The sequence below is a fragment of the Luteimonas lutimaris genome (genome assembly GCF_039537065.1).
GTDB lineage: Bacteria > Pseudomonadota > Gammaproteobacteria > Xanthomonadales > Xanthomonadaceae > Luteimonas > Luteimonas lutimaris.
The window spans coordinates 22,045-44,759 of the sequence record NZ_BAAAZU010000008.1 but is presented as its reverse complement, the minus strand read 5'-3'; the positions used below and the strand labels follow the sequence as shown (position 1 = coordinate 44,759).

The 22,715-nt window shown below is 70.3% G+C and carries 17 protein-coding genes and 1 tRNA gene; 8 read left to right on the top strand and 10 right to left on the bottom strand.

The window, feature by feature from the left end; genetic code table 11:
• Positions 1-66 precede the first annotated feature (66 nt).
• From mdoH to ABD679_RS08915, 6 genes are all read right to left on the bottom strand, one after another.
• Entirely contained in the window at positions 67-1,974 is a 1,908-nt protein-coding gene (gene mdoH / locus ABD679_RS08940; protein ID WP_344759625.1) for a glucans biosynthesis glucosyltransferase MdoH, read from the bottom strand.
• Positions 1,971-3,491, bottom strand: a complete 1,521-nt coding sequence (locus ABD679_RS08935; RefSeq protein ID WP_344759624.1) for an OpgD/OpgG family glucan biosynthesis protein — start codon at positions 3,489-3,491, stop codon at positions 1,971-1,973. The genes mdoH and ABD679_RS08935 overlap by 4 nt, the downstream gene beginning before the upstream one ends.
• Before the next feature lie 154 nt (positions 3,492-3,645).
• A complete protein-coding gene (locus tag ABD679_RS08930; protein ID WP_344759623.1) occupies positions 3,646-4,608 on the bottom strand; it encodes a nucleotidyl transferase AbiEii/AbiGii toxin family protein in 963 nt (320 codons plus the stop codon).
• A complete protein-coding gene (locus ABD679_RS08925) occupies positions 4,605-5,342 on the bottom strand; it encodes a type IV toxin-antitoxin system AbiEi family antitoxin domain-containing protein (protein ID WP_344759622.1) in 738 nt (245 codons plus the stop codon). Before ABD679_RS08925 ends, ABD679_RS08930 begins: the two co-directional genes overlap by 4 nt.
• A 327-nt stretch (positions 5,343-5,669) precedes the next feature.
• A tRNA-Ile gene (locus tag ABD679_RS08920) sits at positions 5,670-5,742 on the bottom strand.
• Positions 5,743-5,799: 57 nt separating this feature from the next.
• Entirely contained in the window at positions 5,800-8,112 is a 2,313-nt protein-coding gene (locus tag ABD679_RS08915) for a GH92 family glycosyl hydrolase (protein WP_425561879.1), read from the bottom strand.
• 159 nt (positions 8,113-8,271) lie between these two features.
• Between ABD679_RS08915 and ABD679_RS08910 the strand changes: the two genes are divergently transcribed.
• From ABD679_RS08910 to ABD679_RS08890, 5 genes are read left to right on the top strand one after another with little or no spacing between them, the layout of a single operon-like run.
• Positions 8,272-9,351 carry a LacI family DNA-binding transcriptional regulator gene (locus tag ABD679_RS08910; protein ID WP_425561877.1) on the top strand — a complete coding sequence of 360 codons (1,080 nt, stop codon included), beginning with the start codon at positions 8,272-8,274 and terminating at the stop codon, positions 9,349-9,351.
• On the top strand, positions 9,348-10,637 hold the full coding sequence (locus ABD679_RS08905) for a sugar MFS transporter (protein WP_344759619.1): 1,290 nt from the start codon (positions 9,348-9,350) through the stop codon (positions 10,635-10,637). Before ABD679_RS08910 ends, ABD679_RS08905 begins: the two co-directional genes overlap by 4 nt.
• On the top strand, positions 10,637-11,623 hold the full coding sequence (locus tag ABD679_RS08900) for a carbohydrate kinase family protein (protein ID WP_344759618.1): 987 nt from the start codon (positions 10,637-10,639) through the stop codon (positions 11,621-11,623). Before ABD679_RS08905 ends, ABD679_RS08900 begins: the two co-directional genes overlap by 1 nt.
• On the top strand, positions 11,620-12,903 hold the full coding sequence (locus tag ABD679_RS08895; protein ID WP_344759617.1) for an AGE family epimerase/isomerase: 1,284 nt from the start codon (positions 11,620-11,622) through the stop codon (positions 12,901-12,903). Before ABD679_RS08900 ends, ABD679_RS08895 begins: the two co-directional genes overlap by 4 nt.
• Positions 12,900-14,339 (top strand): glycoside hydrolase family 47 protein, encoded by a 1,440-nt coding sequence (locus tag ABD679_RS08890; protein WP_344759616.1) that lies wholly within the window; start codon positions 12,900-12,902, stop codon positions 14,337-14,339. Before ABD679_RS08895 ends, ABD679_RS08890 begins: the two co-directional genes overlap by 4 nt.
• Positions 14,340-14,631: 292 nt before the next feature.
• Here the strand turns inward: ABD679_RS08890 and rpoD are convergent, their stop codons facing one another.
• Both rpoD and dtd read right to left on the bottom strand, forming a co-directional pair.
• A complete protein-coding gene (gene rpoD / locus ABD679_RS08885) occupies positions 14,632-16,530 on the bottom strand; it encodes an RNA polymerase sigma factor RpoD (protein WP_344759614.1) in 1,899 nt (632 codons plus the stop codon).
• 171 nt (positions 16,531-16,701) lie between these two features.
• The gene (gene dtd / locus ABD679_RS08880; RefSeq protein WP_344759613.1) at positions 16,702-17,142 is read right to left on the bottom strand and encodes a D-aminoacyl-tRNA deacylase; all 441 of its coding nucleotides are present in this window, start codon (positions 17,140-17,142) and stop codon (positions 16,702-16,704) included.
• A 299-nt stretch (positions 17,143-17,441) separates the two neighbouring features.
• Between dtd and ABD679_RS08875 the strand changes: the two genes are divergently transcribed.
• The 3 genes from ABD679_RS08875 to ABD679_RS08865 are packed head-to-tail and all read left to right on the top strand — an operon-like array spanning position 17,442 to position 20,369.
• Positions 17,442-18,362, top strand: a complete 921-nt coding sequence (locus tag ABD679_RS08875) for a lauroyl acyltransferase (protein ID WP_344759612.1) — start codon at positions 17,442-17,444, stop codon at positions 18,360-18,362.
• Complete coding sequence (locus tag ABD679_RS08870; RefSeq protein WP_344759611.1) at positions 18,359-18,862, top strand: PH domain-containing protein; 504 nt, start codon at positions 18,359-18,361, stop codon at positions 18,860-18,862. Before ABD679_RS08875 ends, ABD679_RS08870 begins: the two co-directional genes overlap by 4 nt.
• A complete protein-coding gene (locus ABD679_RS08865; protein ID WP_344759610.1) occupies positions 18,846-20,369 on the top strand; it encodes a PH domain-containing protein in 1,524 nt (507 codons plus the stop codon). Before ABD679_RS08870 ends, ABD679_RS08865 begins: the two co-directional genes overlap by 17 nt.
• Positions 20,370-20,519: 150 nt before the next feature.
• On the opposite strand, the gene ABD679_RS08860 is transcribed toward ABD679_RS08865, so the two are convergent.
• Together ABD679_RS08860 and ABD679_RS08855 are read right to left on the bottom strand one after the other, a co-directional pair.
• Positions 20,520-21,494 carry a glycosyltransferase gene (locus ABD679_RS08860; protein ID WP_344759609.1) on the bottom strand — a complete coding sequence of 325 codons (975 nt, stop codon included), beginning with the start codon at positions 21,492-21,494 and terminating at the stop codon, positions 20,520-20,522.
• 125 nt (positions 21,495-21,619) lie between these two features.
• Positions 21,620-22,687, bottom strand: a complete 1,068-nt coding sequence (locus ABD679_RS08855) for a CDP-glycerol glycerophosphotransferase family protein (protein ID WP_344759608.1) — start codon at positions 22,685-22,687, stop codon at positions 21,620-21,622.
• Between the last annotated feature and the right edge of the window lie 28 nt (positions 22,688-22,715).

Here is a 22,715-nt window from a genome sequence, read left to right as displayed (position 1 = left end):
GCGGTACCCGTGCCTTCCGGCACCGTGCCGATGCGCACGCCCGCGCGGCCCGGATGGCCCGCCGGGTCAGCCGGCCACGTCCGTCGCGTCGGCGTGCGCCGCGCGCAGCTCGCTGGCACGTACCAGCACTTCCGGCGGCGACAGCTCCTCCGGCGTGCAGAAGATCCTGCGCCGCCGCAGCCACTGCCCCGGCGCGCGCGCGGAGGTGAGCATCACGATCGGAATCGACAGCACCAGGCCCAGGATCACCGGCGACATCCACGCCGCCAGCGCCGGCGAAATGCTCCACGCCATCACCGCGGCCAGCACGCCCAGGAACGTCAGCCCGCCGTAGCTGCGCAGCAGGCTGGAGAACGGCAGGCTGCCGTCGTCGCGGCGCTGCGATTCCCAGCCCGAGTCCTTGCCCGCCAGCACCTCGGCCACGCCGCGCGACTGCACGTACATCGTGATCGGCGCCATCAGCGCGGCCAGCAGCGTTTCCAGCAGCATGCCGACGAATGCGCGCCAGGCGCCGCCGCAGCCGCGGCGCATGTCGCGGTCGCTGATCGTGGCGATGAAGCCCATCAACTTCGGCGCCAGCAGCATGCCCATGGTGAACACGAACACCCAGACGAAGCGGTCCGGATCCTGCTCGCGCCAGTAGGTGGTCGGCGAGAACCCCGACAGTTCGATGTTGCCCCACGACAGCCCGGCGTGGTGCAGCGGGATCGCCAGGCCCACCAGCATCAGCATCGCCCACATCGGCGCGGTGAAATAGTGGCCGACGCCGATCAGCATGTGCCAGCGGCTGACCCAGTGCAGGCCCTTGGCCGGCAGCACTGCGCCGTGCTGCAGGTTGCCCTGGCACCAGCGGCGGTCGCGCACCAGCATGTCGGTCAGCGACGGCGGGCCTTCTTCGTAGCTGCCGCCCAGGCTCGGCACCATGTGCAGCGCCCAGCCGCCGCGGCGCAGCAGCGCGGCCTCGACGAAATCGTGGCTGAGCACGGTGCCGGCGAAGGGCTTCACCCCGCGCAGTTCCGGCAACCCGGCGCATTCGGCGAACGCGTGCGTGCGGATCATCGCGTTGTGGCCCCAGTAGTTGCTTTCGGCGCCGTGCCACCAGGCCACGCCGTAGGCGATCACCGGCCCGTACACGCGCCCGGCGAACTGCTGCATGCGCGCGAACAGGGTGTTGCCGTTGACGATCACCGGCAGGGTCTGGATCAGGGCGACGTCGTCGTGGCCCTCCATCGCCCCGGCCAGGCGCACGATGGTGTCGCCGGTCATCAGGCTGTCGGCGTCGAGGATCAGGAACTGCGGATACGCGCCGCCCCAGCGCCGCACCCAGTCGGAGATGTTGCCGGCCTTGCGCTCGTGGTTTTCGTCGCGCAGGCGGTAGAACACGCGCGCATCCCCGCCGAGCCGCGCGCGCAGCGCATCGAACGCCGCGCGCTCGCCACGCTGAATGTCCGGGTCGCGGGTGTCGCTGAGGACGAAGAAATCGAAGCAGTCCAGCTGCCCGGTTGCCGCCAGCGATTCGTGGATCGCCTGCAGCCCGGCCATCAGCCGCTCGGGATCTTCGTTGTAGGTCGGCATCAGCAGCGCGGTGCGCGAGGCCAGCACCGGCCGCGGCTTCTTCGCCGACAGCCCGAGCCGCGCGCGCCGCTTCGACACGATCAGCACGAACCCGGCCAGCGCGCCGACGAAGGCCTGCACGATCCAGGCGAACAGCAGCACGAACAGCACCAGCAGCGTGCCTTCCAGCACGTCGGTGCCCTCGCCGCGCAGCAGCCACCAGATCTGGTAGGCGGCGGCCAGGGTCAGCAGCACCGCCGCGCCGATGACCGCCAGCCGGCGCCAGAACATGCCACCGGGCGTGGTCGGGAACCGGCGTCCGCGCAGCTTGCCCTCGCGCAGCGACTGCACCGGCATCGCCATCGGCGCGTCCGGCGGCAGTGCCGGCGCGGCCTGCAGCGTGGTGTCGGTCACGTTCACGCCAGCCACCGGTACAGCCAGGTTTCCGACAGCGGCCCGTCGCCATCGGCCAGCCGCGCGCGCAGCTCGCTCACCCGCGCATCGCCCGGGTGCAGTTCGAGGCTCATGCGCCAGCCGCCGGTGTCGGCGTTGCGGTAGGCGACCGGGTTGCGCAGCGCGCCCTGCGAAGCGGTCGCGTCGACCTGCGGCTTCGCATCGTCCGGCAGCGTCGACAGCCGTCCGCCGGCAAGGTCGATCACCACCAGCCGCGCGCCGTCGTGCGAGGCGCCGATGCGGGTCGCGGCCACCGTGGCCAGCTGCGGATCCCATGCGTGTTCGCGGCACCAGTGCAGGCGGTAGCGCCAGCGGTGTTCGGTGCCCGCCGCGAGCGCGGCCTTCGGCCGCCAGAACGCGACGATGTTGTCGTGGTATTCGTCCGCGGTGGGGATCTCGACCAGGTGCACCTCGCCCTCGCCCCAGTCGCCAACCGGCTCCACCCAAGCGCTCGGGCGCAGCTCGTAGTGCGCCTCGGCGTCCTGGAAATCGGCGTAGCGGCGCTTGCGCTGCATCAGGCCGAAGCCGCGGGGGCCGGCGTCCTGGAAGCCGCTGTGCTGCAGCGTCGCGGGATTCTGCAACTGCCGCCAGCTCTGTTCGCCCTGCCCGTTGAACATCGCCAGGCCGTCGGAGTCGTGCACCGCCGGCCGGTAGTCGTCGACGCCGACGCGGTCGCTGGGATCGAACTCGAACATGCTGGTCAGCGGCGCGATGCCGGCCTGCGCGAGTTCGACGCGCGGATACAGGCGCATGTCGACGTCGAACACGGTCTCGTCGCCGGGATCGATCGCGAACCGGAACGCACCCGCCACGCCGGGACTGTCGAGCAGCGCATGCACCACGACCGCCTGCGCACCCGCCGCCGGCCGCTCCAGCCAGAACGTGGTGAAGCGCGGGAACTCCTCCGCCGCAGGCTCGCCCGTGCCCAGCGCCAGCCCGCGCGCCGACAGCCCGTAGTTGAGTCCCCTGGCCACCGCGCGGAAGTAGCTGGCGCCAAGGAACGAGCACAGCTCGTCGAAATGGTCGGCGCGGTTGACCGGCGCGTGCAGGCGGAAACCGGCGAAACCGACATCACCCACCTTCGGCACCGGCTGCGGCGTGTAGTCGAACAGGTCGGTGGAGAATGCGAACGGCGTCGCCCGGCCATCGCGCACGGTGTAGACGTCGACCCGGTCCTTGAACAGGAAGCCGCGGTGGAAGAACTGCGCCTGGAACGGCAACCCGTCGCCCGCCCACAGCGCGCGCGCGGCGCGGTAGCGGTAGTCGCGATACTGGTCGTAGCCGATCTTCGCCAGCGCCGGCGGCAGCGCGTCGTCCGGCTGCCGGTAGGGCCGCGCCGCAAGCGCCCGGGCCAGGCCGGCCACGGTGTCTGCATCGAAGGGCGCATCTGTGCCGGCGGTGGTGGCTGCAAACGCTTCCAGCGCGCCGCCCAGCGACAGCATGGGCAACGACAGTCCCGCCAGGATCACTTCACGACGATGCACCGCCACCTCGCGCACGAAAACAACGGCGCACTATACGGCGCGCAGGATCAGCAGGAAGTAAACGGACCGCGCGCGATCTGGTCTGGGCCCACCAGTCTTGGAAGGGTTGGTGTAGCCAATTGAGCCATGGGAATTCCATGGCATAGCGCAGAAATTACGACTCGCGGCCGGCCCCACTTTCGCGGGTTTGGTCTGATTCGGATCCGGAATCCAGTCGAGCAGCCAATGCATCGGCCTGCTCGGCGAACTTGCGCGCGTTCGTTTTCCGCAGCTGTTCCAGATTATGCATCTTCCAGCGAATGCCCGGCAGCTGATCGAGATGCGCGATGTCCAGCCGCGTCCATTCCGGGTTACCTGCCGCAAGCGAGAGCAGGAATCGACGTTCGTTTTCATCGAGTCCTTGCTGCAACTCCTGCACCATGCGTTCGCGTGCCGCGAGCAGTGCTTCCAGCGGCACAGGCTCGACGGTCATGCCCTGGAATCCGTGCGTGTAGTCGCCCTGCACGTCGCGCAGGGACGGGAACAGCACTTCGTGGATCGGCCGGTTGTGGCTGGCCAGATAGACCACGAATGCACGGCGGATGCCCGGGGTGATGCCCTCGTTCGCGAATAGCCCCATCACGTCGAGCAGATCGCGCGGATGCTGCCGGTCCAGCGCGGCGACCAGCTTTCCGCCGTACATGTCCTCCAGAGACACCACCGGAATCTCCAGGTCCGCCAGCAGCGTCTCGCGCGCCTTGGTCGTGAGCGATGCGCGTTGCACCGGCCGCACCGTCCCGCGCAAAACGAAGTTGACCTCGATCTTGACTTCGATGTCGCCGCGGCGCACGAGGAGCTTGGTCTCGGCGCCACTGGCGCCGGGAACGTGCGTCGTGAACCCACGCGCGATCAATCGCGCCTCGGCTTGCCGGAGCGCCTCGCCGATGCGCGCGAGCGCCTGGTCGCGCGGAAGCGTGTAGTCGGGGAAAACCAGATCGAGGTCGACCGACAAGCGCGGCATGTCCCGCGCGAAGAGATTGATGGCCGTGCCGCCCTTCAGCGCGAACGTCTCGTCCGCGAACACCAGCGGCGCGATCTGCGTCAGCAGGCGCGCGGTCTCCAGGTAGAGGCGGTTCATGGCTTGAGCACCAGCAGGCCATCGTCCGACTGCGACACCCACGGCCGGTCGCTGCCGGTCGGCAGCGTGGCCGGGTCGAGCTTGGCGGCCCACGGCAGGGACAGCTCGCGCCCCAGCTGCAGACACAAGCGCACGGTCTTGACGCTGGTGCAGCGCTGCAGCAGTTCGCGCAGCACCTCGGCACGCAGCCCGTAGGTGCTTTCGGCCAGCTCGCGAGCCTCCTGCAGCGGCTGGCGCACGCCGACTTCGCTCAGCAGTTCCAGCAGCGCCCGTTCCGGCGCCGAGACCTGCGGCGCATCGCTGCGCTGCTCGAACGGCGCGACATGCAGCAGGGCGATCGGGCTTTCGTCGAAGAGCCGTTTGCGGTGGTACTCCGCCGGGAAGCGCGAGACGAACCACTCGGGCAGCCTCCCGGTCACCCAGCCGTACAGGGACAGGACCGGCCGCTCGGACAGGTAGTGGCGTACTCCGTACCAGTCGAGCGCCGACTTGCCACCGACGTGCAGCCCCGCGAGCCTGCGCTGCAACAGCAGCAGACTGGGGTGCAGGGCCAGGGTGTCGCTGGGACGGCAGAACACGCCGCGCGCCAAGCGCGTCAGCCAGCCGGCCCGCACGTAGTGCACGGCCAAGTCGGCAGACACCCCCAGCGCCGCCAGGTCTTCCGAGGTCAGGGGGGCGCCCGGCGGCCAGCTACTCAGGAGAATGTTTAGTTTGCTCTGATTAGTCGTAGTCATGCTACGACTAATAGCACTTTTCCAAGAAACCGCCAACTTTCGGCAGTATCCGGTAATCGTAGTCTGACTGCGATTCATGAGTTTTTTCTAAATTTCGCATTCAGCCCGGCTGCATCGAGCCGCGCTCGATCAATGCCCGGACGCTTCGATCCGCCACATATGTTTTGGCCCAAGGTGCGCACCGGCTGCGAGTGGCAGCCGGATTTCACGCCGGCCCAACAGTTCGACCGCAAGACGGGAATGATCGCTGGAATCGCCGGCCTGCCGTTACGGGTGGGACGGCCGATGATCTGGTGCAGACGGAGGTAGCCGGTTTCGATAGCTGAATGGGCCCACCAGGACTCGAACCTGGAACCAAAGGATTATGAGTCCTCTGCTCTAACCATTGAGCTATAGGCCCGCGCAGCGCGCAGTTTAGGTGAGCCGCGGACGCGCAGCCATGGCGCAGGCACGAAGCCTACTGCGACGACATCGAGTACGGCGCCGGTGCCCCCGCTCCCGGCCACGCCTCGTTCGGCCCGGCCTGCATGGTGAAACGCAATTCGCCACCGGCGAGGATTTCCTCGTGGCGCAGGAAGGCGCGGTCGAGCGGCTTGCCGTTCAACGTGGCCGCGCCGATGTAGGGATGCGCCTCGTCGAGGCCTTCGGCGATGACGGTGAAGCGCTTGCCGTTGGGCAGGTTGAGCGTGGCCCGCGGCAGGAATGGGCGGCCGATGATGTACTCGTTGCTGCCCGGCGCGACCGGGTAGAAGCCCAGCGCGGTGAACACGTACCAGGCCGACATCTGGCCGAGGTCGTCGTTGCCGGCCAGGCCGTCGGGAGTCGGCTTGTACTGGGTGTCCATGATCTGCTTGAGCCGCGCCTGCGTGCGCCATGGCTGTCCCGCATATGCATACAGGTAGGCAACGTGGTGGCTGGGTTCGTTGCCGTGCGCGTACCAGCCGATCAGGCCGGTGATGTCCTCCATGTGTTCGAACACCGCCGGGTCGACGTCGGCATCGAACACGGCATCGATGCGATCGAGCAGTTTGTCCGCGCCGTCGTGCGCGGCGGCCAGGCCGGCGACGTCCTGCGGCACGTACCACGAGTACTGCCAGGCGTTGCCCTCGGTGTAGTCGGTACCGTAGCCGGACGCGTCCGGGTCGAAGGGTTGGCGGAAGCTGCCGTCGCGCTTGCGCGCGCGCATGAAGCCGGTCTCCGGGTCGAAGGCGTGCTTCCAGTTCGCGGCGCGCTTCTCGAACGTGGCGGCGACATCCTTGCGGCCCATGGCATCGGCCATGCGGTAGATCGTCCAGTCGTCGAAGGCGTACTCCAGCGTCTTCGACGCCGCCTCGCCTTCTTCGTCGATCGGCACGTAGCCCAGCTCCATGTACTGCGCGATGCCGTCGTAGGGGCCGTAGCTGGCGCTGGCCACCATCGCGTCGAGCGCTTCGTCGGCGTCGTAGCCGCGGATGCCCTTCATGTAGGCATCGGCGATCACCGGCACGGCGTGGTAGCCGATCATGCACCACGTCTCCAGGCCGTGGAACGCCCACACCGGCAGGATCCCGTAGGGACTTTCGCGGCGCGAGGCGAGCAGAGAGTTGACGATGTCGTTGGTCCGCTGCTCCGGCTGCACCAGGGTCAGCAGCGGGTGCAGCGCGCGGTAGGTGTCCCACAGCGAGAACGTCGAGTAGTTGGTGAAGCCCTCGGCCTGGTGCACGGCGTTGTCCGGTCCGCGGTAGCGGCCGTCGCTGTCCATGAACAGGCCCGGGCCCATGAAGGCGTGGTAGAGCGCGGTGTAGAAACTCTTGCGCATCGGCTCCGGCGCGTCGACCTCGATCGCGCCCAGCGCCTGCGCCCACTGCGCCTTCGCGTCGCTGCGCACGCGGTCGAAGTCCCAGTCCGGCACCTCGGCGTCGAGGTTGGCGATCGCGCCGTCCTCGCTGACCGGCGAGATCGACACCTTGACCAGCAGCGGCTCGCGCGCGGCGTTGCCGAAGTCGAAACTGCCGACCAGCTGGCGGCCCTCGATCTGCGCGCGCTGCGTCGGGTCGTTCTCGCCCGGCGGCGGGAAGCCCTTGTACGGGATGTCCTGCTCGGTGTCGTGGAAGGTGTGCCCGGTCACCGGGCGCGAGAAGCGCATGGCGAAGTACAGCTGGCGGCCGGGCGCCCAGCCGCGGGTTTCGCGGAAGCCGGTGACGGTGCCGTCGGCGCGCATGCGGATGCGCGACCACTGCACCTTGCCGGGGTAGTCGTACATCGAGGTGCGCAGGTCGACCAGCACGTGCGCCGGCTGGCCTTCCGCGAACGTGTAGCGATGCACGCCCACGCGCGCGCTGGCGGTGAGTTCGGCGCGCACGCCGCTGTCATCGAGGGTGACGGCGTAGTAGCCGGGCTCGGCATGTTCGCTGTCGTGCGAGAAGCGCGAGGTGTAGCCGCTACCGGGCTGGTCCGGATCGCCGCGCTCGATCTTCACCGTGTCGCCCGCGACCGGCATCAGCAGCACGTCGCCCAGGTCCGAATGGCCGGTGCCGGAGAAGTGCGTGTGCGAGAAGCCGACGATGGTGGTGTCGTCATGGCGGTAGCCGGCTGCCCAGCCGTAGCCGTCCTTGCGCGGCTGGATGCGGGTGTCGGGGCTGAGCTGGACCATGCCGAACGGCACCACCGCGCCAGGGAAGGTGTGGCCTTCGCCGCCGGTGCCGATGAAGGGGTCGACCGCGGCCACCGCCGCCTCGCCGCGCGTGGCGGCGCCGTCCGCGGAAGCCGCCGCGCCGGCCGCCATCAACATCCCGATCGCCATCGCCGCCAGTCCTCCACGCCTCGTGCCCGCCATCGCCGCGCCCCGTTTGGATCGTTCCAAATGCGGACGGTAGCACCGGCCGGCGCCGCGCCGCATGTTGCACCGCAAAATGCACGCAGCCGCAGTCCGCGGCACGATGCGGCATCTTTGGATCGATCCAAATCGGTGCCCGATTCCCCCGCCCGCCGCCGCGTCACCGTCACCGACATCGCCGCCGGCTGCGGGGTGTCGCGCTCGACCGTGTCGCTGGTGCTGCGCGGCAGCCCGCTGGTGAACGCGGACACCCGCGCCCGGGTGCAGGCGGAAATCGAGCGCCGCGGCTACGTCTACCACCGCGGCGCGGCCAGCCTGCGCCGGCGCACGTCGAACGCGGTGGCGCTGGTGGTCAACGACCTGTCGAACCCGTTCTTCGCCGAGTTCGCCGGCGGCGTCGACGCGGCGCTGGCCGAGGCCGGCTACGTGCTGCTGCTGGGCAGCACCGGCGAGTCGCCCGAGCGCCAACAGGCGGTGCTGGCCTCGCTGATCGAACACGACCCCGCGGCAGTGATCCTGTCGCCGGCCGAGCACAGCGACCCGGCGCGGCTGCGCCGGCTGCTGGCCGCGCGCATGCCGGTGCTGGTGTTCAACCGCGCGCTGGACGGTGCCGGCGACGACTGGGATTTCCTGGCGCTCGACAACCGCCGCGGCGCGCGGCTGGCAACCGAACACCTGCTGCAGCAGGGCCACCGCGCGATCGCCTTCTTCGGCGGCCACCGCGACTCGAGCTCGTGTACCGAACGCCGCGCCGGCTACCGCGACGCACTGGACGCGGCCGGCATCGCGCCCGATCCGGCGTGGCTGGTCGAATGCGCGCCGACCCGGCTGGAGGCCGCGCGCCAGGCCGGCGCGCTGTTCGCGCGCGACCCCGCGCCCACCGCGGCGGTCTGCTACAACGACGCGGTCGCGCTGGGGCTGGCCAGCGGACTGGCCGCGCTGGGGCGCCGCGCCGGCGCCGACTTCGCGCTGACCGGTTTCGACGACATTCCCGAGGCGTCGGTCTCCACCCCGCCGTTGACCACCGTGGCCGTCGCCCCGCGCGAGCGCGGCATGCAGGCCGCGCGCCTGCTGCTGGCGCGGCTTGGCGGCGACACGCAGACGCCGCGCCGCACCGTCGCCCCCGCGCGGCTGGTGGTGCGCGCGAGCAGCCTGGTTCCACACGCACCGAACCCGCCGGGAGACCCCGCATGACCCGCAAGCCGCTGTCCAACGCCGCGGCGATCGCCGTGGTCACCCTGATCTTCTTCACCTGGGGCGGGCTGACCAGCCTCAACGACGTGCTGATCCCGCATCTCAAGGCCGTGTTCGACATGAACTACGCGCGCACGATGCTGATCCAATCGACGTTCTTCGGCGCGTATTTCCTGATGTCGCTGCCGTCGGGCGCGGTGGTGGCGCGCGCCGGCTACCGGGGCAGCATCGCGATCGGGCTGGTGGTGGCGGCGGTCGGCGCGGCGCTGTTCCACCCGGCCGCGGCGCTGCCGTCGTATCCGCTGTTCCTGGGCGCGCTGTTCGTGCTGGCCAGCGGGCTGACCCTGCTGCAGGTGGCGGCCAATCCATACATCAGCCTGCTCGGCGATCCCGCGGGCGCGGCCAGCCGGATGAACCTCGCGCAGGCGCTCAACTCGCTGGGCACCACGCTGTTCCCGTGGCTGATCGGGCCGCTGATCCTGTCGACCGCGGTGCTCGGCGCGGGCGAGATCGCAGCGATGAACGTCGCCGAACAGGCGGCCTACCGCGCGCAGCAGGCGCAGTCGGTGCAGCTGCCATACCTGCTGCTGGGCGGCGGCCTGCTGCTGCTGGCCGTGTTCGTGCTGGCGATGCGGCTGCCGACGCTGCGCGACGCCGCCGCGGCCGTGGAAAAAACGCGCCACGGATTCACCGACGCGCTGCGGCTGCGGCGCGTGCGCTGGGGCGCGCTGGCGATCTTCGTCTACGTCGGTGCCGAGGTCGCGATCGGCAGCTTCCTGATCAACTACATCTCCGGCCCCGATACCGGCGGCCTCACCGAGGCCACGGCCAGCCGTTACCTGGCGCTGTACTGGGGCGGCGCGATGGTCGGCCGCTTCGCCGGCGCCGCGCTGCTGCGGCGGGTGGATGCGCGGCGGCTGCTGGCGCTGTTCGCGGTCGTCGCCGGACTGTTGCTGGCGACCACGATGGGTACGCGCGACCAGCTGGCGATGTGGAGCGTGATCGCGATCGGCCTGTTCAACTCGATCATGTTCCCGACCATCTTCGCCATCGCCATCGAGCGGCTCGGCCCGCTGACCAGCCGTGCGTCGAGCCTGCTGGTGATGGCGATCGTCGGCGGCGCGGTGGTGCCGTGGGTGCAGGGCTGGCTGGCCGACCGGATCGGTATCCAGCACGCGTTCGCGGTGCCGCTGGCCTGCTACGTCTTCATCGTCTGGTACGCGCTGCGCGGCTCGCGGCACGAAGCCGACGCGGAGCCGGTTGGCGACGCGGAGCCGCTGCGCTGATGGCGCAGGCACCGGCCATCGCGTGCTTCGGCGAGGCGCTGATCGATTTCCTCGCGCTGCCGGCGCAGCCGGGCGAAGACGGACGCCGTTTCCTCGAACAGGCCGGCGGCGCGCCGGCCAACGTCGCGGTCGGCATCGCCCGGCTCGGCGGCCTTGCGCGCTTCGCCGGCATGCTGAGCGAGGACATGTTCGGCGACTTCCTGCTCGCGCAGTTCGCGCGCTTCGGCGTGGACACGCACCAGGTGCGACGCACCGGCGCGGCGCGTACGGCACTGGCGTTCGTGTCGCTTCGCGAAGACGGTGAGCGCAGTTTCAACTTCTACCGGCCGCCGGCGGCGGACCTGCTGTTCGGTCCCGGCGATTTCGGTGCCGACGCGTTCGCCGGCCTGGCCGCGTTCCACGTCTGCTCCAACAGCCTGTCAGGCGCGCCCAGCCGCGAAGCCACGCTGCACGGCATGCGGCTGGCCGCGGACGCCGGCGCGCTGGTGAGCATGGACCTCAACCTGCGGCCGGCGCTGTGGCCGCGCGACGTGGATCCGACGCCGACGCTGTGGCGCGCGCTGGAACTTGCGCAGCTGGTCAAGCTCAGCGGCGAGGAGCTGGCGTTCCTCGCCCGCGATGGCGCGGAACAGGACGTGGTGGCACGACTGCTGTCGCACGCGACACGGGCGGTACTGGTCACCGACGGTGCGGCGCCGATCCGCTGGTTCACGCGCGCGGGCCACGGGACCGCGCCGACGTTCGCGGTCGACGCCATCGACACCACCGCGGCCGGGGACGCGTTCGTCGCCGGCCTGCTGCAGCGGCTGGTCGAACGCGGCGTGGACGCGACGGGACTCGCGGCCGCCTTCGACGACGCCCCGCTCCGCACCGACCTGCTGCGCCACGCCGCCGCCACCGGCGCGCTGGCGACCACCCGCCGCGGCGCCTTCGCCGCCATGCCCGACCGCGCCGGGGTGCAGGCGCTGCTGGAGACCGTGCCATGAGCCTGCCCGCGACCCCGCCGCCCGATTTCGCCGACCCCGCGTTCCTGCGCGCGCACGTCGCCGACACGATGGCGTTCTACCATCCGCGCGCGATCGATCCGGCCGGCGGCTTCTTCCACTACTTCCGCGACGACGGCAGCGTGTACGACGCGTCGCACCGCCACCTGGTGAGCAGCACGCGCTTCGTCTACGACTACGCGATGGCGGCGAACGAGTTCACCGGCGACGCCATCGCCGACGAATACCGCGCAGCCGTCGGCCACGGGCTTCGCTTCCTGCGCGAGGCGCACCGCGAAGCGGACGGTGGCTACGCCTGGACACTGCAAAACGGCGTGCCCGAGGATCGCACCCGCCACGCCTACGGCATGGCCTTCGTGCTGCTGGCCTGTGCCAGCGCGCGCAAGGCCGGTACCGACACCGCGGCTTGGATGGACGAGGTGTGGGACCTGCTGGAAACGCATGTCTGGGACGCCGGCGCCGGGCTTTACCGCGACGAGGCGGCGCCCGGCTGGACGTTCTCCGGCTACCGCGGCCAGAACGCCAACATGCACCTGTGCGAGGCGTTGCTCGCGGCGTTCGAGGCCAGTGGCGAAACCCGCTACCTCGACCGCGCGCTGCTGCTGGCCGACCACATGACCCGCCGCCAGGCCGCGCTGGCCGGCGGGCTGGTCTGGGAGCACTACGACGCCGACTGGAACGTGGACTGGGACTACCACCGCGACGATCCGAAGCATCTGTTCCGGCCGTGGGGTTTCCAGCCCGGGCACCAGGTGGAATGGGCCAAGCTGCTGCTGACGCTGCGCACGCACCTGTCGGCGCGCGGCGCGGCGCCCGACTGGCTGCTGCCGACCGCGCGAACGCTGTTCGACCGGGCGCTCGAACACGGCTGGGACGATGCGCACGGCGGCATCGTCTACGGCTTCGCGTTCGAATCGCTGCGCGAACCGGCGGCATCCGGGCCGGTTGCGGTCGAAGGCGATGCTTACGTCTGCGACGACGACAAGTATTTCTGGGTGCAGGCAGAAGCGATCGCCGCGTCGATGCGGCTGTTCCTCGCGACCGGCGACGCAAAATACCGCGACTGGTACCACCGCCTCTGGGATTACGCCTGGCGGCACTTCGTCGACCACCGGTTCGGTGCGTGGTACCGCATCCTCGACCGCCGCAACGCGAAGTATTCCGACGAGAAGAGCCCCGCCGGCAAGACCGACTACCACACCATGGGTGCCTGCCACGACGTGCTCGCCGTGCTGCGCGCCCACCGCGGAGACAATGCATGAACACGTCCACGTTGCGTGCCTGCCTGCTTGCCAGCGCACTTGTGTTTTGCGCCGGCTGCGCGACCGCGCCCATGCCGCACGCACCCTCACCCGCTGCCGCTGCTCCTGCCGCGAACGCCGAAGCGGACGCCGGCGTTGCCGCCGCCCTCGCCCGCAACGGCGCCGACGCGGCCATGGCCGAACGCGTGAAAACAGAATTCCTGCACGCCTGGAACGGCTACCGGCAATACGCCTGGGGCCACGACGCGCTACTGCCGCTGAGCGACGGCGCGCACGACTGGTACGGACAGTCGCTGCTGATGACGCCGGTCGACGCGCTCGACACGATGCTGCTGATGGGCCTGGACGCGCAGGCCGACGAGGCGCGCGAGCTGATCGCCAGCCGGCTGTCGTTCGACCGCGACCTGGACGTGAAGCACTTCGAGATCGTGATCCGCCTGCTCGGCGGGCTGCTGTCGGGCTACCAGATGACCGGCGACGAGCGCCTGCTCGCGCTGGCCGACGACCTCGGCACGCGGCTGCTGCCCGCATTCGACTCGCCCACCGGCCTGCCCTACGTGTACGTCAACCTGCGCACCGGCAAGGTGCACGGCACCGAAAGCAACCCGGCCGAGGCCGGCACGCTGCTGCTCGAGTACGGCACGTTGTCGCGCCTGACCGGCAAGCCGGTCTACTTCGAGAAGGCCAAGCGCGCGCTGGTGGAGACATACAAGCGCCGCTCGCCGATCGGCCTGGTGGGCGAGCGTTTCGACGTCGAAACCGGTGCGTGGACGCGCACGGACTCGCACATCGGCGCGCGCATCGACTCGTACTACGAGTACCTGTGGAAGTGCTGGAAACTGCTGGGCGACCGCGACTGCAAGGCGATGTGGGACGACAGCATCGCCGCGGCCAACCGCCACCTGCCCGAGGAAGTGGACGGCGCGCTGTGGTACGGCCACGTCGACATGGCCACCGGCACGCGCACCGCCAGCCTGTACGGCGCGCTGGACGCGTTCATGCCCGGCCTGCTTGCGTACTCGGGCGACGTCGACCGCGCGCGCCGGCTGCAGGCCTCGTCGTTCGCGATGTGGAACGCGCACGGGATCGAGCCGGAGCTGTGGGACTACCGCAAGGGCGAAGTGGTCGCGCCCGCGTGGCCGCTGCGGCCGGAGATCGTGGAGTCGGCGTGGTACCTGTACCGCGCGACGGGCGACACGGCGTACCGCGACATGGGGCGGTCGATGTTCAACGACTTCGTGCGGTACACGCGCACCGACAGCGGCTTCGCGGCGCTCGAAAGCGTGGTGACAAAGGAGAAGGCCGACGACATGGAGAGCTTCGTGCTGGCCGAGACGTTCAAGTACTTCTACCTGCTGTTCGCGGAGCCCGGCACGCTGGACCCGGAGGAGATGGTGCTCAACACCGAGGCGCATCCGCTGCGGCCGATGCGGTAATCCACCGCACCGGCGCTGTCCCGGCCGCCGTAGGAGCGGCGGAAGCCGCGAGCTTTTGCTCCCTCCCCTGCGAAGGCGTCGGGGTTGGGAGGGGGTTGCGCGGACTCGTGCGATACCTGCGGTCAGTTGCGGCTGCGCCGACACACCCCATCCCAGCCTTCGCAGGGGAGGGGCAAGTCAAAAGCTCGCGGCTTCCGCCGCTCCTACGGGACGGAAAGGACGGAAAGGTCTGCCGCGCAGGCATGAAAAAAGCCCCGCGATGCGGGGCTTTTTCCTTCCGGTGCCGAATGCCTTACTCGATGTCGAGGAAGCTCCGCAGCTGCTCCGAGCGGCTCGGGTGGCGCAGCTTTCGCAGCGCCTTGGCCTCTATCTGGCGGATGCGCTCGCGGGTGACGTCGAACTGCTTGCCGACCTCTTCCAGCGTGTGGTCGGTGTTCATGTCGATGCCGAAGCGCATGCGCAGCACCTTGGCCTCGCGCGGGGTCAGGCCGGCGAGCACGTCGCGCACGGTTTCCGACAGGTTGATGTCGGTGGTGGTCTCGATCGGGGACATCACGTTGGTGTCCTCGATGAAATCGCCCAGGTGCGAGTCCTCGTCGTCGCCGATCGGGGTCTCCATCGAGATCGGCTCCTTGGCGATCTTCATCACCTTGCGGATCTTGTCCTCGGGCATGTCCATTTCCTTGGCCAGCTCTTCCGGCGTCGCCTCGCGGCCGAACTGCTGCAGCATCTGGCGGGAAATGCGGTTCAACTTGTTGATCGTCTCGATCATGTGCACCGGGATGCGGATGGTGCGCGCCTGGTCGGCGATCGAACGGGTGATCGCCTGGCGGATCCACCACGTCGCATAGGTCGAGAACTTGAAGCCGCGGCGGTGCTCGAACTTGTCGACCGCCTTCATCAGGCCGATGTTGCCTTCCTGGATCAGGTCGAGGAACTGCAGGCCGCGGTTGGTGTACTTCTTGGCGATCGAGATCACCAGGCGCAGGTTGGCCTCGACCATTTCCTTCTTGGCCTTGCGCGCCTTGGCCTCGCCGTAGGCCATCTGCCGGCTGATGTCCTTGATGTCGGCCAGGTCCACTCGCATCATCTTCTCGATGGCGATGGTCGCTTCCTGGTGGGCGATGATCTGGTCCTTCACCTCGCGCAGGCCGCTGGACCACTTCTGCTTGCGCTTGAGCACGTCGTCGACCCAGCCCAGGTTGGCCTGGTTGCCTTCCCACGAACGAATGAAGTCCTTGCGCGGCATCTTCGCCTTGCGCGTGGCCAGGTCGAGGATGCGGCGCTCGTGGTCCTTGATCTCGCCCAGCACCTCGCGCAGCTTGCGCACCAGCACGTCGACCAGCGGCAGCGGCAGCTTGAAGGTGACGAACAGGTTCGCCATGTCCTCGCGCAGTTTCGCCGCCTGCTTGCCGCCGGCGCCGCTCTTGGCGTAGAGCTTCTGGAACTTGGTGTACAGCGCGGCCAGTTCGTCCATGCGGCGCGCGACCTCGACCGGGTCCGGACCGGTGGGGCCGGTGTCCTCGGTGTCGTCGTCATCGTCGCTGTCGTCATCGTCGCCGTCGGCATCGTCGTCCTTGCCGTTGGCCTTGGCGTCCTTGTCCTTGTCCTTGTCCTTGTCCGCGGCGACGGCGGCCGGCGGCGCGGGCACTTCGTCGTCGAGGTTGTCGTTGAAGCCGACCACGATCTCGGCCAGGCGCTTCTTGCCGGCCTTGTGCAGCTCCCAGTCTTCCAGCAGCAGCTGCACCGTCCACGGGAAGCTGGCCAGCGACAGCAGCATCTGGTTGAGGCCTTCCTCGATGCGCTTGGCGATGGCGATCTCGCCTTCGCGGGTCAGCAACTCGACCGTGCCCATCTCGCGCATGTACATGCGCACCGGGTCGGTGGTGCGGCCGCCCTCGGCGTCGAGCGCGGTCAGCGTGGCAGCGGCTTCCTCGGCCGCGGTGTCGTCGACCTCGCGGTTGCCGGTGTTGTTGTCGCCCAGCAGCAGCGTATCGGCGTCGGGTGCCTGTTCGTGCACCTCGATGCCCATGCCGTTGATCATGCCGATGATGTCTTCGATCTGGTCCGGATCGACGAGGTCGTCGGGGAGGTGATCGTTGACTTCGGCGTAGGTCAGGTAGCCCTGTTCCAGGCCCTTGCTGATCAGCTGCTTGATGTCGGACTGCGGGGCCTGACGTTCGTTGGCCATGTGGGGAGCCACCGGAATATTCGAGTGAAGAGAACCCTGCATTATACCGCCGCAGGGGCTGGCTGGCCTGCCCGGCCACCGGGAATCCGTTCACCGGGGGTTGGTCGCCCCCAATGGAAACGCGGAAAGCGGCGGGGCGCTGCCGACCGCGGTCGCGGACGCCAGCCGGCCCTAGGCCTTCAGCAGGAAGGTCACCGGGCCGTCATTGACCAGGCTGACGACCATATGGGCACCGAAGCGGCCGGTTTCCACCCCCGGCGGGTGGTTTTCGCGGCAATTTGCCAGCAATTTGTCGAAGATCCGTTCAGCCTCGTCCGGCGTGGCCGCGGTGCTGAAGCCCGGCCGCATGCCCGAGCGCGTGTCGGCGGCCAGGGTGAACTGGCTGACCAGCAGCAGGCCGCCCGCGCTGTCGGCGAGCGAGCGGTTCATCCGGCCCTGTTCGTCGGCGAAGACGCGGTAGCCGAGCAGCCGCGCGGTCATCCGCTCGACCTGGGCATCGCCGTCGCCGGGCTCGACCCCGACCAGCGCCAGCAGCCCCGGGCCGATGGCGCCAACGGTGTCGCCGTCGACGGTGACGCTGGCGGAGGTGACGCGCTGGATGAGGCTGAGCATGGGGTTGGGAGCCGGGAATCGGGAATCGGGAATCGGGAGTCGGGAATCGGGAGTCGGGAGTCGGGAGTCGGGAGTCGGGAGTCGGGAGTCGGGAGTCGGGAGTCGGGAGTCGGGAGTCGGGAGTCGGGAGTCGGGAGTCGGGAGTCGGGAGTCGGGAGTCGGGAGTCGGGAGTCGGGAGTCGGGACAGCGTAACTTTTTTGCCGTCATTCCCGCGAAAGCGGGAATGACGATGTGTTCTTCCGCCCGCTTTCTCCCGGCGCCTTCCATCTGCGCCCCACCCCCTCGCTACACTCCCCGCATGACCAAGTTCGCCGCCTGGCTCCTGTACCTGCTCGCCGCCGCGATCGGACGGCTGCCGTGGGCGTGGCTGCGCCGGCTGGGCGGGGGGATGGCCTGGGCGTGGCGCAGGTCGGGGGCGCGCGAGAGCGAGGTCGCGATGCGCAACCTGGAGCTGGCGTACCCGGAGCTGCTGCCGTCGCAGCGCGAGGACCTGCGGCGCGCGGTGCTGCGCACCACTGCCTGCCAGGCGCTGGAGACGCTGCACCTGTGGACGCATCCGCACGCGCGCAACCTGTCGCTGATCCGGCGCGAGGACGGCAGCGAACTGTTCGACGCGGCGGTCGCGTCCGGCCGCGGAGTGATCGTCGCCGCGCCGCACTACGGCAACTGGGAGCTGCTCAACCAGTGGCTGGCCGCGCGCACGCCGCTGGCGATCCTGTACCGGCCACCCGAGTCGGCGATCGGCGAGGCGTTCCTGCGCCACGTGCGTGCCGACAGCGGCGACCGCGTGACCCAGGTCCGCGCCGAGGGGCCGGGGATCCGCCAGCTGTTCAAGGTGCTCAAGGCCGGCGGCGTGGTCGGGATCCTGCCCGACCAGCAGCCCAAGGCCGGCGACGGCGTGTTCGCGCCGTTCTTCGACGTGCAGGCGCTGACCATGACCCTGCTCGGGCGGCTGGCCGAGCGCAGCGGGGCGACGGTGCTGTTCGCCTGCTGCGAACGCATCGGCGCCGGGCCCGGGTTCACGCTGCGCTTCGAACCGGCGCCCGCGGCCATCGCCGGCAAGGACGCGGTGGCCGCGGCCACCGCGCTCAACGCCGCGGTCGAGCGCATGGCGCGCCGCGACCCGGCGCAGTACCAGTGGACCTACAAGCGCTACAAGGCGCGGCCGGCGGGCAGCGGCGAGGACAATCCCTACCGCGAACTGGAGCGCAGGCGATGAGCGACCCCGCCCCCGCACACGACGCGCCGGACACCGGCTGGCAGCCGCTGCCGGCAAGGGCGCGCACGCTGTTCGTGGCCAGCTCGGCGCTCGGCTTCGCGCTGCCGTTCGCGATCGCGACCGGCGTGTCGGGCGTGGTCGCGGCGCTGCCGCTGCCGGTCTGGCTGGCGCCGGCGTGCCTGCTGGCAGCGGCGGCGCTGGGCGGCTGGCTGGGCTGGCGCCGGTTCCGGCATACGCGCTGGCGGCTGGACGCCGACGGCTTCGGCCTGCGCCGCGGGCGGCTGTGGCAGTCGGACACGCGCGTGCCCGGCTCGCGCGTGCAGCACCTGGACATCCGCCGCGGGCCGCTGGAGCGCCGTTTCGGACTGGCCACGCTGGTCATCCACACCGCGGGCACGCGCCACAGCGCGGTGTCGGTGTCCGGGCTGGACGCCGACGACGCTGAACGCCTGCGCGACCACCTCGCGCACCAGACCGACGACGATGACGACGCCGACTGAGGCGGTCCCGCCGCCGCTGCCCGGCGGCGACGGCCAGGCGCGCCGGCTGCACCCGATGTCGTGGCTGTTCGTGCTGCTGCAGCAGCTCAGGCAGTTCGTGGTGCCGCTGCTGGTGCTGGTGTTCCTCGGCCGCGGCGACCGCTACCAGCTGTGGTCGCTGGTCGCCGTGGGCGGCTTCGCGATCGTGGCCGTGTGGCGCTACCTGACCTTCCGCTACCGCATCACCGCCGACAGCGTGGTGGTCGACAGTGGCCTGTTCGAACGCAGCCGGCGGCAGGTGCCGTTCTCGCGGATCCACAACGTGGCGATCCACCAGTCGCTGCTGCACCGGCTGTTCGACGTGGCCGAGGTGCGGCTGGAATCGGCCGGCGGCGACAAGCCCGAGGCGCAGATGCGGGTGCTGCGCATGGCCGACGCGGTCGCGCTGGAGGCGGTGGTGCGCCGGCGCGGCGCGCTACCCGCGGCAGCCGGCGAACCCGCCGCCGGCGCAGCGCCCGCGCACGACGCCGGCGGCCGCGTGCTGCTGGCGCTGCCGCCGACCGAGATCCTGCGCCTGGGGCTGATCTCCAATCGCGGCATGATCGTGGTCGGCGGCGCGTTCGCGGCGCTGTGGCAGTTCGATTCGGTGCTGCCCGACGACGTGTTCGACCGCGGCGAAGCCGCGGCGCGCGCGTTCTTCGGCAGCCACCACCCCGGCGTGGCCGAGTCCGCGCTGGCGATCGCCGCCGCGGTCGCCGCGGCGCTGCTGCTGGTACGCGCGCTGTCGGTGGTGCTGGCGCTGCTGCAGTACTGGGGCTTCCGGCTGGAGGAGCACGGCCGGCGCCTGACCGTCGAGCGCGGCCTGCTCACCCGTCTGCGCACCAGCGCACCGCGGCGGCGGATCCAGGCGTGGACGCTGCGCGAAGGCCTGCTGCACCGCCTGTTCGGGCGCCGCACGCTGGATGTCGACTCGGCCGTGGCCGGCAACGAACAGCAGCAGCGCCGCGGCCTGCGCGAACTGGCGCCGATCGCCATGCCCGAGGCCTGCAACGGGCTGGTGCGCCACCTGCTGCCGGGCGCCGCGTGGCCACCGGCGCAGTGGCGACCACTGCATCCGCACGCGTGGTGGCGGCTGGCCCTGCCCGGGACCGTGTTCGCGTTCGCGCTGGCCGCGGCGCTGTGCTGGCGGCTGGGGCCGTGGGGACTGCTCGCGCTGCTGTGGCTGCCGTGGGCGGTGTTCGTCGCCCGCCACCACGCGCGGCGTGCCGGCTACGCTGTCGACGCGCAGCTGGCCGCAGCGCGCAGCGGCTGGTGGTCGCGGCGCTGGCGCTTCGCGGAAATCGACAAGCTGCAGGCGCTGGAGCTGCGCCAGTCGCCGCTGGACCACGCCACCGGCATGGCCACGCTGTGGCTGGATACCGCCGGTGCCTCGTCGCCGCTGCGGCTGCGCTACCTGCCGCTGGACGAGGCGCGCGCAATGCATGCGCGGCTTGCGCGCGAGGTGGCACGGCGGCCGCTGCGGTGGTGACGGGCCGCAAACCCGAAGCCGTCGAGGTCCGCCCTGCGTCCTGCCAACAAGGCCAGTGGGAGCAGCTTCAGCCGCGGACCTTTCGGCAGGGCGTCGACTGGAAGCCGGGAGCCCGCGGCTGAAGCTGCTCCCAGCCTGGGCCAACGAAAGTCAATGGCGCGACATCTCCGCCACGTGCCCGGCGAACCGCTCGCGGAAGTCGCGATCCATCGCCTCGAACGCCACCCGCGCGGCTGCGCCCATCGCCTCGACTTCGGCGTCGGTCATCGCCAGCGCCTGCTCCACCGCGCGCTCGATGCCGGCGGCGTCGACGAAATGGCGCCGCGCCAGACCGAGCGTCCCGACCCGCGCCGGTTCGATCAGCAGCCCGCGATCGGGCAGGACCAGCTCGTTCATCGGTTCGCCATCGGTGGTCAGGATCACGGCGCCCACGCTCATGCCCTCGACCAGGCAGTGGCCAAACCCTTCGGCTTCCGATGGCGACAGGTGGAACCGGCAGGCGTTCTGCAACCGGCGCAACTCGTCGTTCGGCATCCGGCCGACGCGGTGGTCGATGTTGCCCGCCGGCACGGTGCCGGCGCGTGCGTGGCGCGAGGTCTGCACCACCACCAGCTCGGGCCATTCCGGATGCCGGCGCCAGGCTTCAAGCACCGCTTCGGTGCCCTTCACCGGGCTCTTGCCGGCCAGGTGCAGGAACCGGCGCTGCCGCGGCACCGCGCGGTCGAGCCGGTCCTGGCTGGTGAAGCCGACGAAGCGCGGCCTGCAGCCGAAGCCGGCGAAGATGTCTTCGGCATGGCGCGTCTTGCACAGCGTGCCCGAAAGGTCGCCGAGCTCGTCGCGCCAGCGCGACTTGAACCACTCCGGATTCGGCATCCACAGGTTGCGCCGCGCCAGTGGCAGGGCCGGCGGATAAATGTGTTCGAGCGAGATCTGCAGGTCGGCCCGCCCCTTCCAGCCACGCTCCAGCCACATGCCGCCCATGTGCAGGTAGCGCAGGCCCTTCTCGTTGCTGAAGGCCACCGGCTCAACGGTGTTGCCGGCGTCGGCCAGCAGGCCGGCGACGAGTCCGAGGTCGCGGCTCAGGCCGTGGCCGTTTCCACGACTGAGGATCCTGATCAGGGGCATGGGGGAGGCCCGGCGGCGCAAGGACGCACAGAATCCTGAAAACCGGCTGTGCGGAACATGAAGACCGGCACGCTTCGGGCGTCGAGCCCGTTGCCGGTCAGCCGGGCTTCATTCGGCCGACGGTTTCACCCGCGCGCGGCAGGCCCCCAGTAGCCCAGCTCGCGGCGGATCTGCAGCCCGCGCACGCGGGCCATGAGCGGCTTCGGCGCCAGCGCGCCCAGGCGGCCGGCGACCAGGTCCTCGGTGGCGGCGATCACGCGTTCGGACGAATGCCCGTCGCGCCAGGGGTGGATGTCGTCGGCGCGGCGCCGGATGTCAGCCATCAGCTCCGCCGACGGTGAGAATGCCATGTCGAGCATCGCCGGCAGGCGCGCCGGGTCGTCGAAATCGAGCATGTACGGCTGCGGCACGCGGTTGCGGAACGTCACCACCGGCTTGTACTGCACCATGAACTCCGGCACCACCGAGGTGGTGTCCGACAGCAGCACGTCGGCGGCGCGCTGCGCGGTGACGATCCGTTCGGGCTCGACGAACGCGGCGTTGTCGCCGGCCAGCGCGCGATAGCGCGCGAACAGTTCGGGCGGGCACTTCGGATGCAATGTCAGCAGCCAGTAGCGGTCGCCGCGCGCGACCTCGGCGGCGATCGCGTCGTACAGGTGCGGCGCCGCACTGAGCCGCTCGGTGAACGTCGAGGCGAACATCGCCACCGGCCGCGCGCCGGCCGGGGCGCGCATGTGCGCGGCCGCGCCGCCGTCGTCGCGGAACAGCGGGTCGAGCTTCGGCCAGCCGGTCTCGACCACGGCGAAATGCCGGTGCTGCCGTGCCAGCGCGCGGAACGGCGCGGTCGTCGCCGGCCCCTGGGTGCAGTACAGGTCGAACAGCCCGCGCAAGCGGAAGTGGCCGCGATGGTCCTCGCGCTTCTGCACGTTGAAGCCGTGGAACAGCTGCACCTTGGCGCCGGCGAAGAATGGCGGCACCTGGTTCATCGCGCAGAACACCGCCATCGGCCGCAGCGCCACCGCGCCGCGCACGTCGACCATCCTCACCGGCGCCGGCATCGTGTCCCCGGCCCGCGCCAGCGGCCCGTCGAACCAGGCGTGCACGCGGTACCCGGCCGCCGCCAATGCATCGGCGAGCGGCTGCAGGATCGGCAGCGCGTAGCGTTCGCGCCCGGCCAGGAGGACATCGGTCATGCTCGGGTTCGCAGGCAGGTTGCCTGGC

Excerpts from the sequence above, each read along its gene's own strand:
- rpoD (WP_344759614.1), bottom strand. The coding sequence starts at position 16,530 with ATGGCCAACGAACGTCAGGCCCCGCAGTCCGACATCAAGCAGCTGATC.
- ABD679_RS08930 (WP_344759623.1), bottom strand. The coding sequence starts at position 4,608 with ATGAACCGCCTCTACCTGGAGACCGCGCGCCTGCTGACGCAGATCGCG.
- ABD679_RS08890 (WP_344759616.1), top strand. The coding sequence starts at position 12,900 with ATGAACACGTCCACGTTGCGTGCCTGCCTGCTTGCCAGCGCACTTGTG.
- ABD679_RS08905 (WP_344759619.1), top strand. The coding sequence starts at position 9,348 with ATGACCCGCAAGCCGCTGTCCAACGCCGCGGCGATCGCCGTGGTCACC.
- ABD679_RS08925 (WP_344759622.1), bottom strand. The coding sequence starts at position 5,342 with ATGACTACGACTAATCAGAGCAAACTAAACATTCTCCTGAGTAGCTGG.
- dtd (WP_344759613.1), bottom strand. The coding sequence starts at position 17,142 with ATGCTCAGCCTCATCCAGCGCGTCACCTCCGCCAGCGTCACCGTCGAC.
- ABD679_RS08895 (WP_344759617.1), top strand. The coding sequence starts at position 11,620 with ATGAGCCTGCCCGCGACCCCGCCGCCCGATTTCGCCGACCCCGCGTTC.
- ABD679_RS08900 (WP_344759618.1), top strand. The coding sequence starts at position 10,637 with ATGGCGCAGGCACCGGCCATCGCGTGCTTCGGCGAGGCGCTGATCGAT.
- ABD679_RS08860 (WP_344759609.1), bottom strand. The coding sequence starts at position 21,494 with ATGCCCCTGATCAGGATCCTCAGTCGTGGAAACGGCCACGGCCTGAGC.
- ABD679_RS08870 (WP_344759611.1), top strand. The coding sequence starts at position 18,359 with ATGAGCGACCCCGCCCCCGCACACGACGCGCCGGACACCGGCTGGCAG.
- ABD679_RS08855 (WP_344759608.1), bottom strand. The coding sequence starts at position 22,687 with ATGACCGATGTCCTCCTGGCCGGGCGCGAACGCTACGCGCTGCCGATC.
- ABD679_RS08875 (WP_344759612.1), top strand. The coding sequence starts at position 17,442 with ATGACCAAGTTCGCCGCCTGGCTCCTGTACCTGCTCGCCGCCGCGATC.
- ABD679_RS08865 (WP_344759610.1), top strand. The coding sequence starts at position 18,846 with ATGACGACGCCGACTGAGGCGGTCCCGCCGCCGCTGCCCGGCGGCGAC.
- ABD679_RS08915 (WP_425561879.1), bottom strand. The coding sequence starts at position 8,112 with ATGTTGATGGCGGCCGGCGCGGCGGCTTCCGCGGACGGCGCCGCCACG.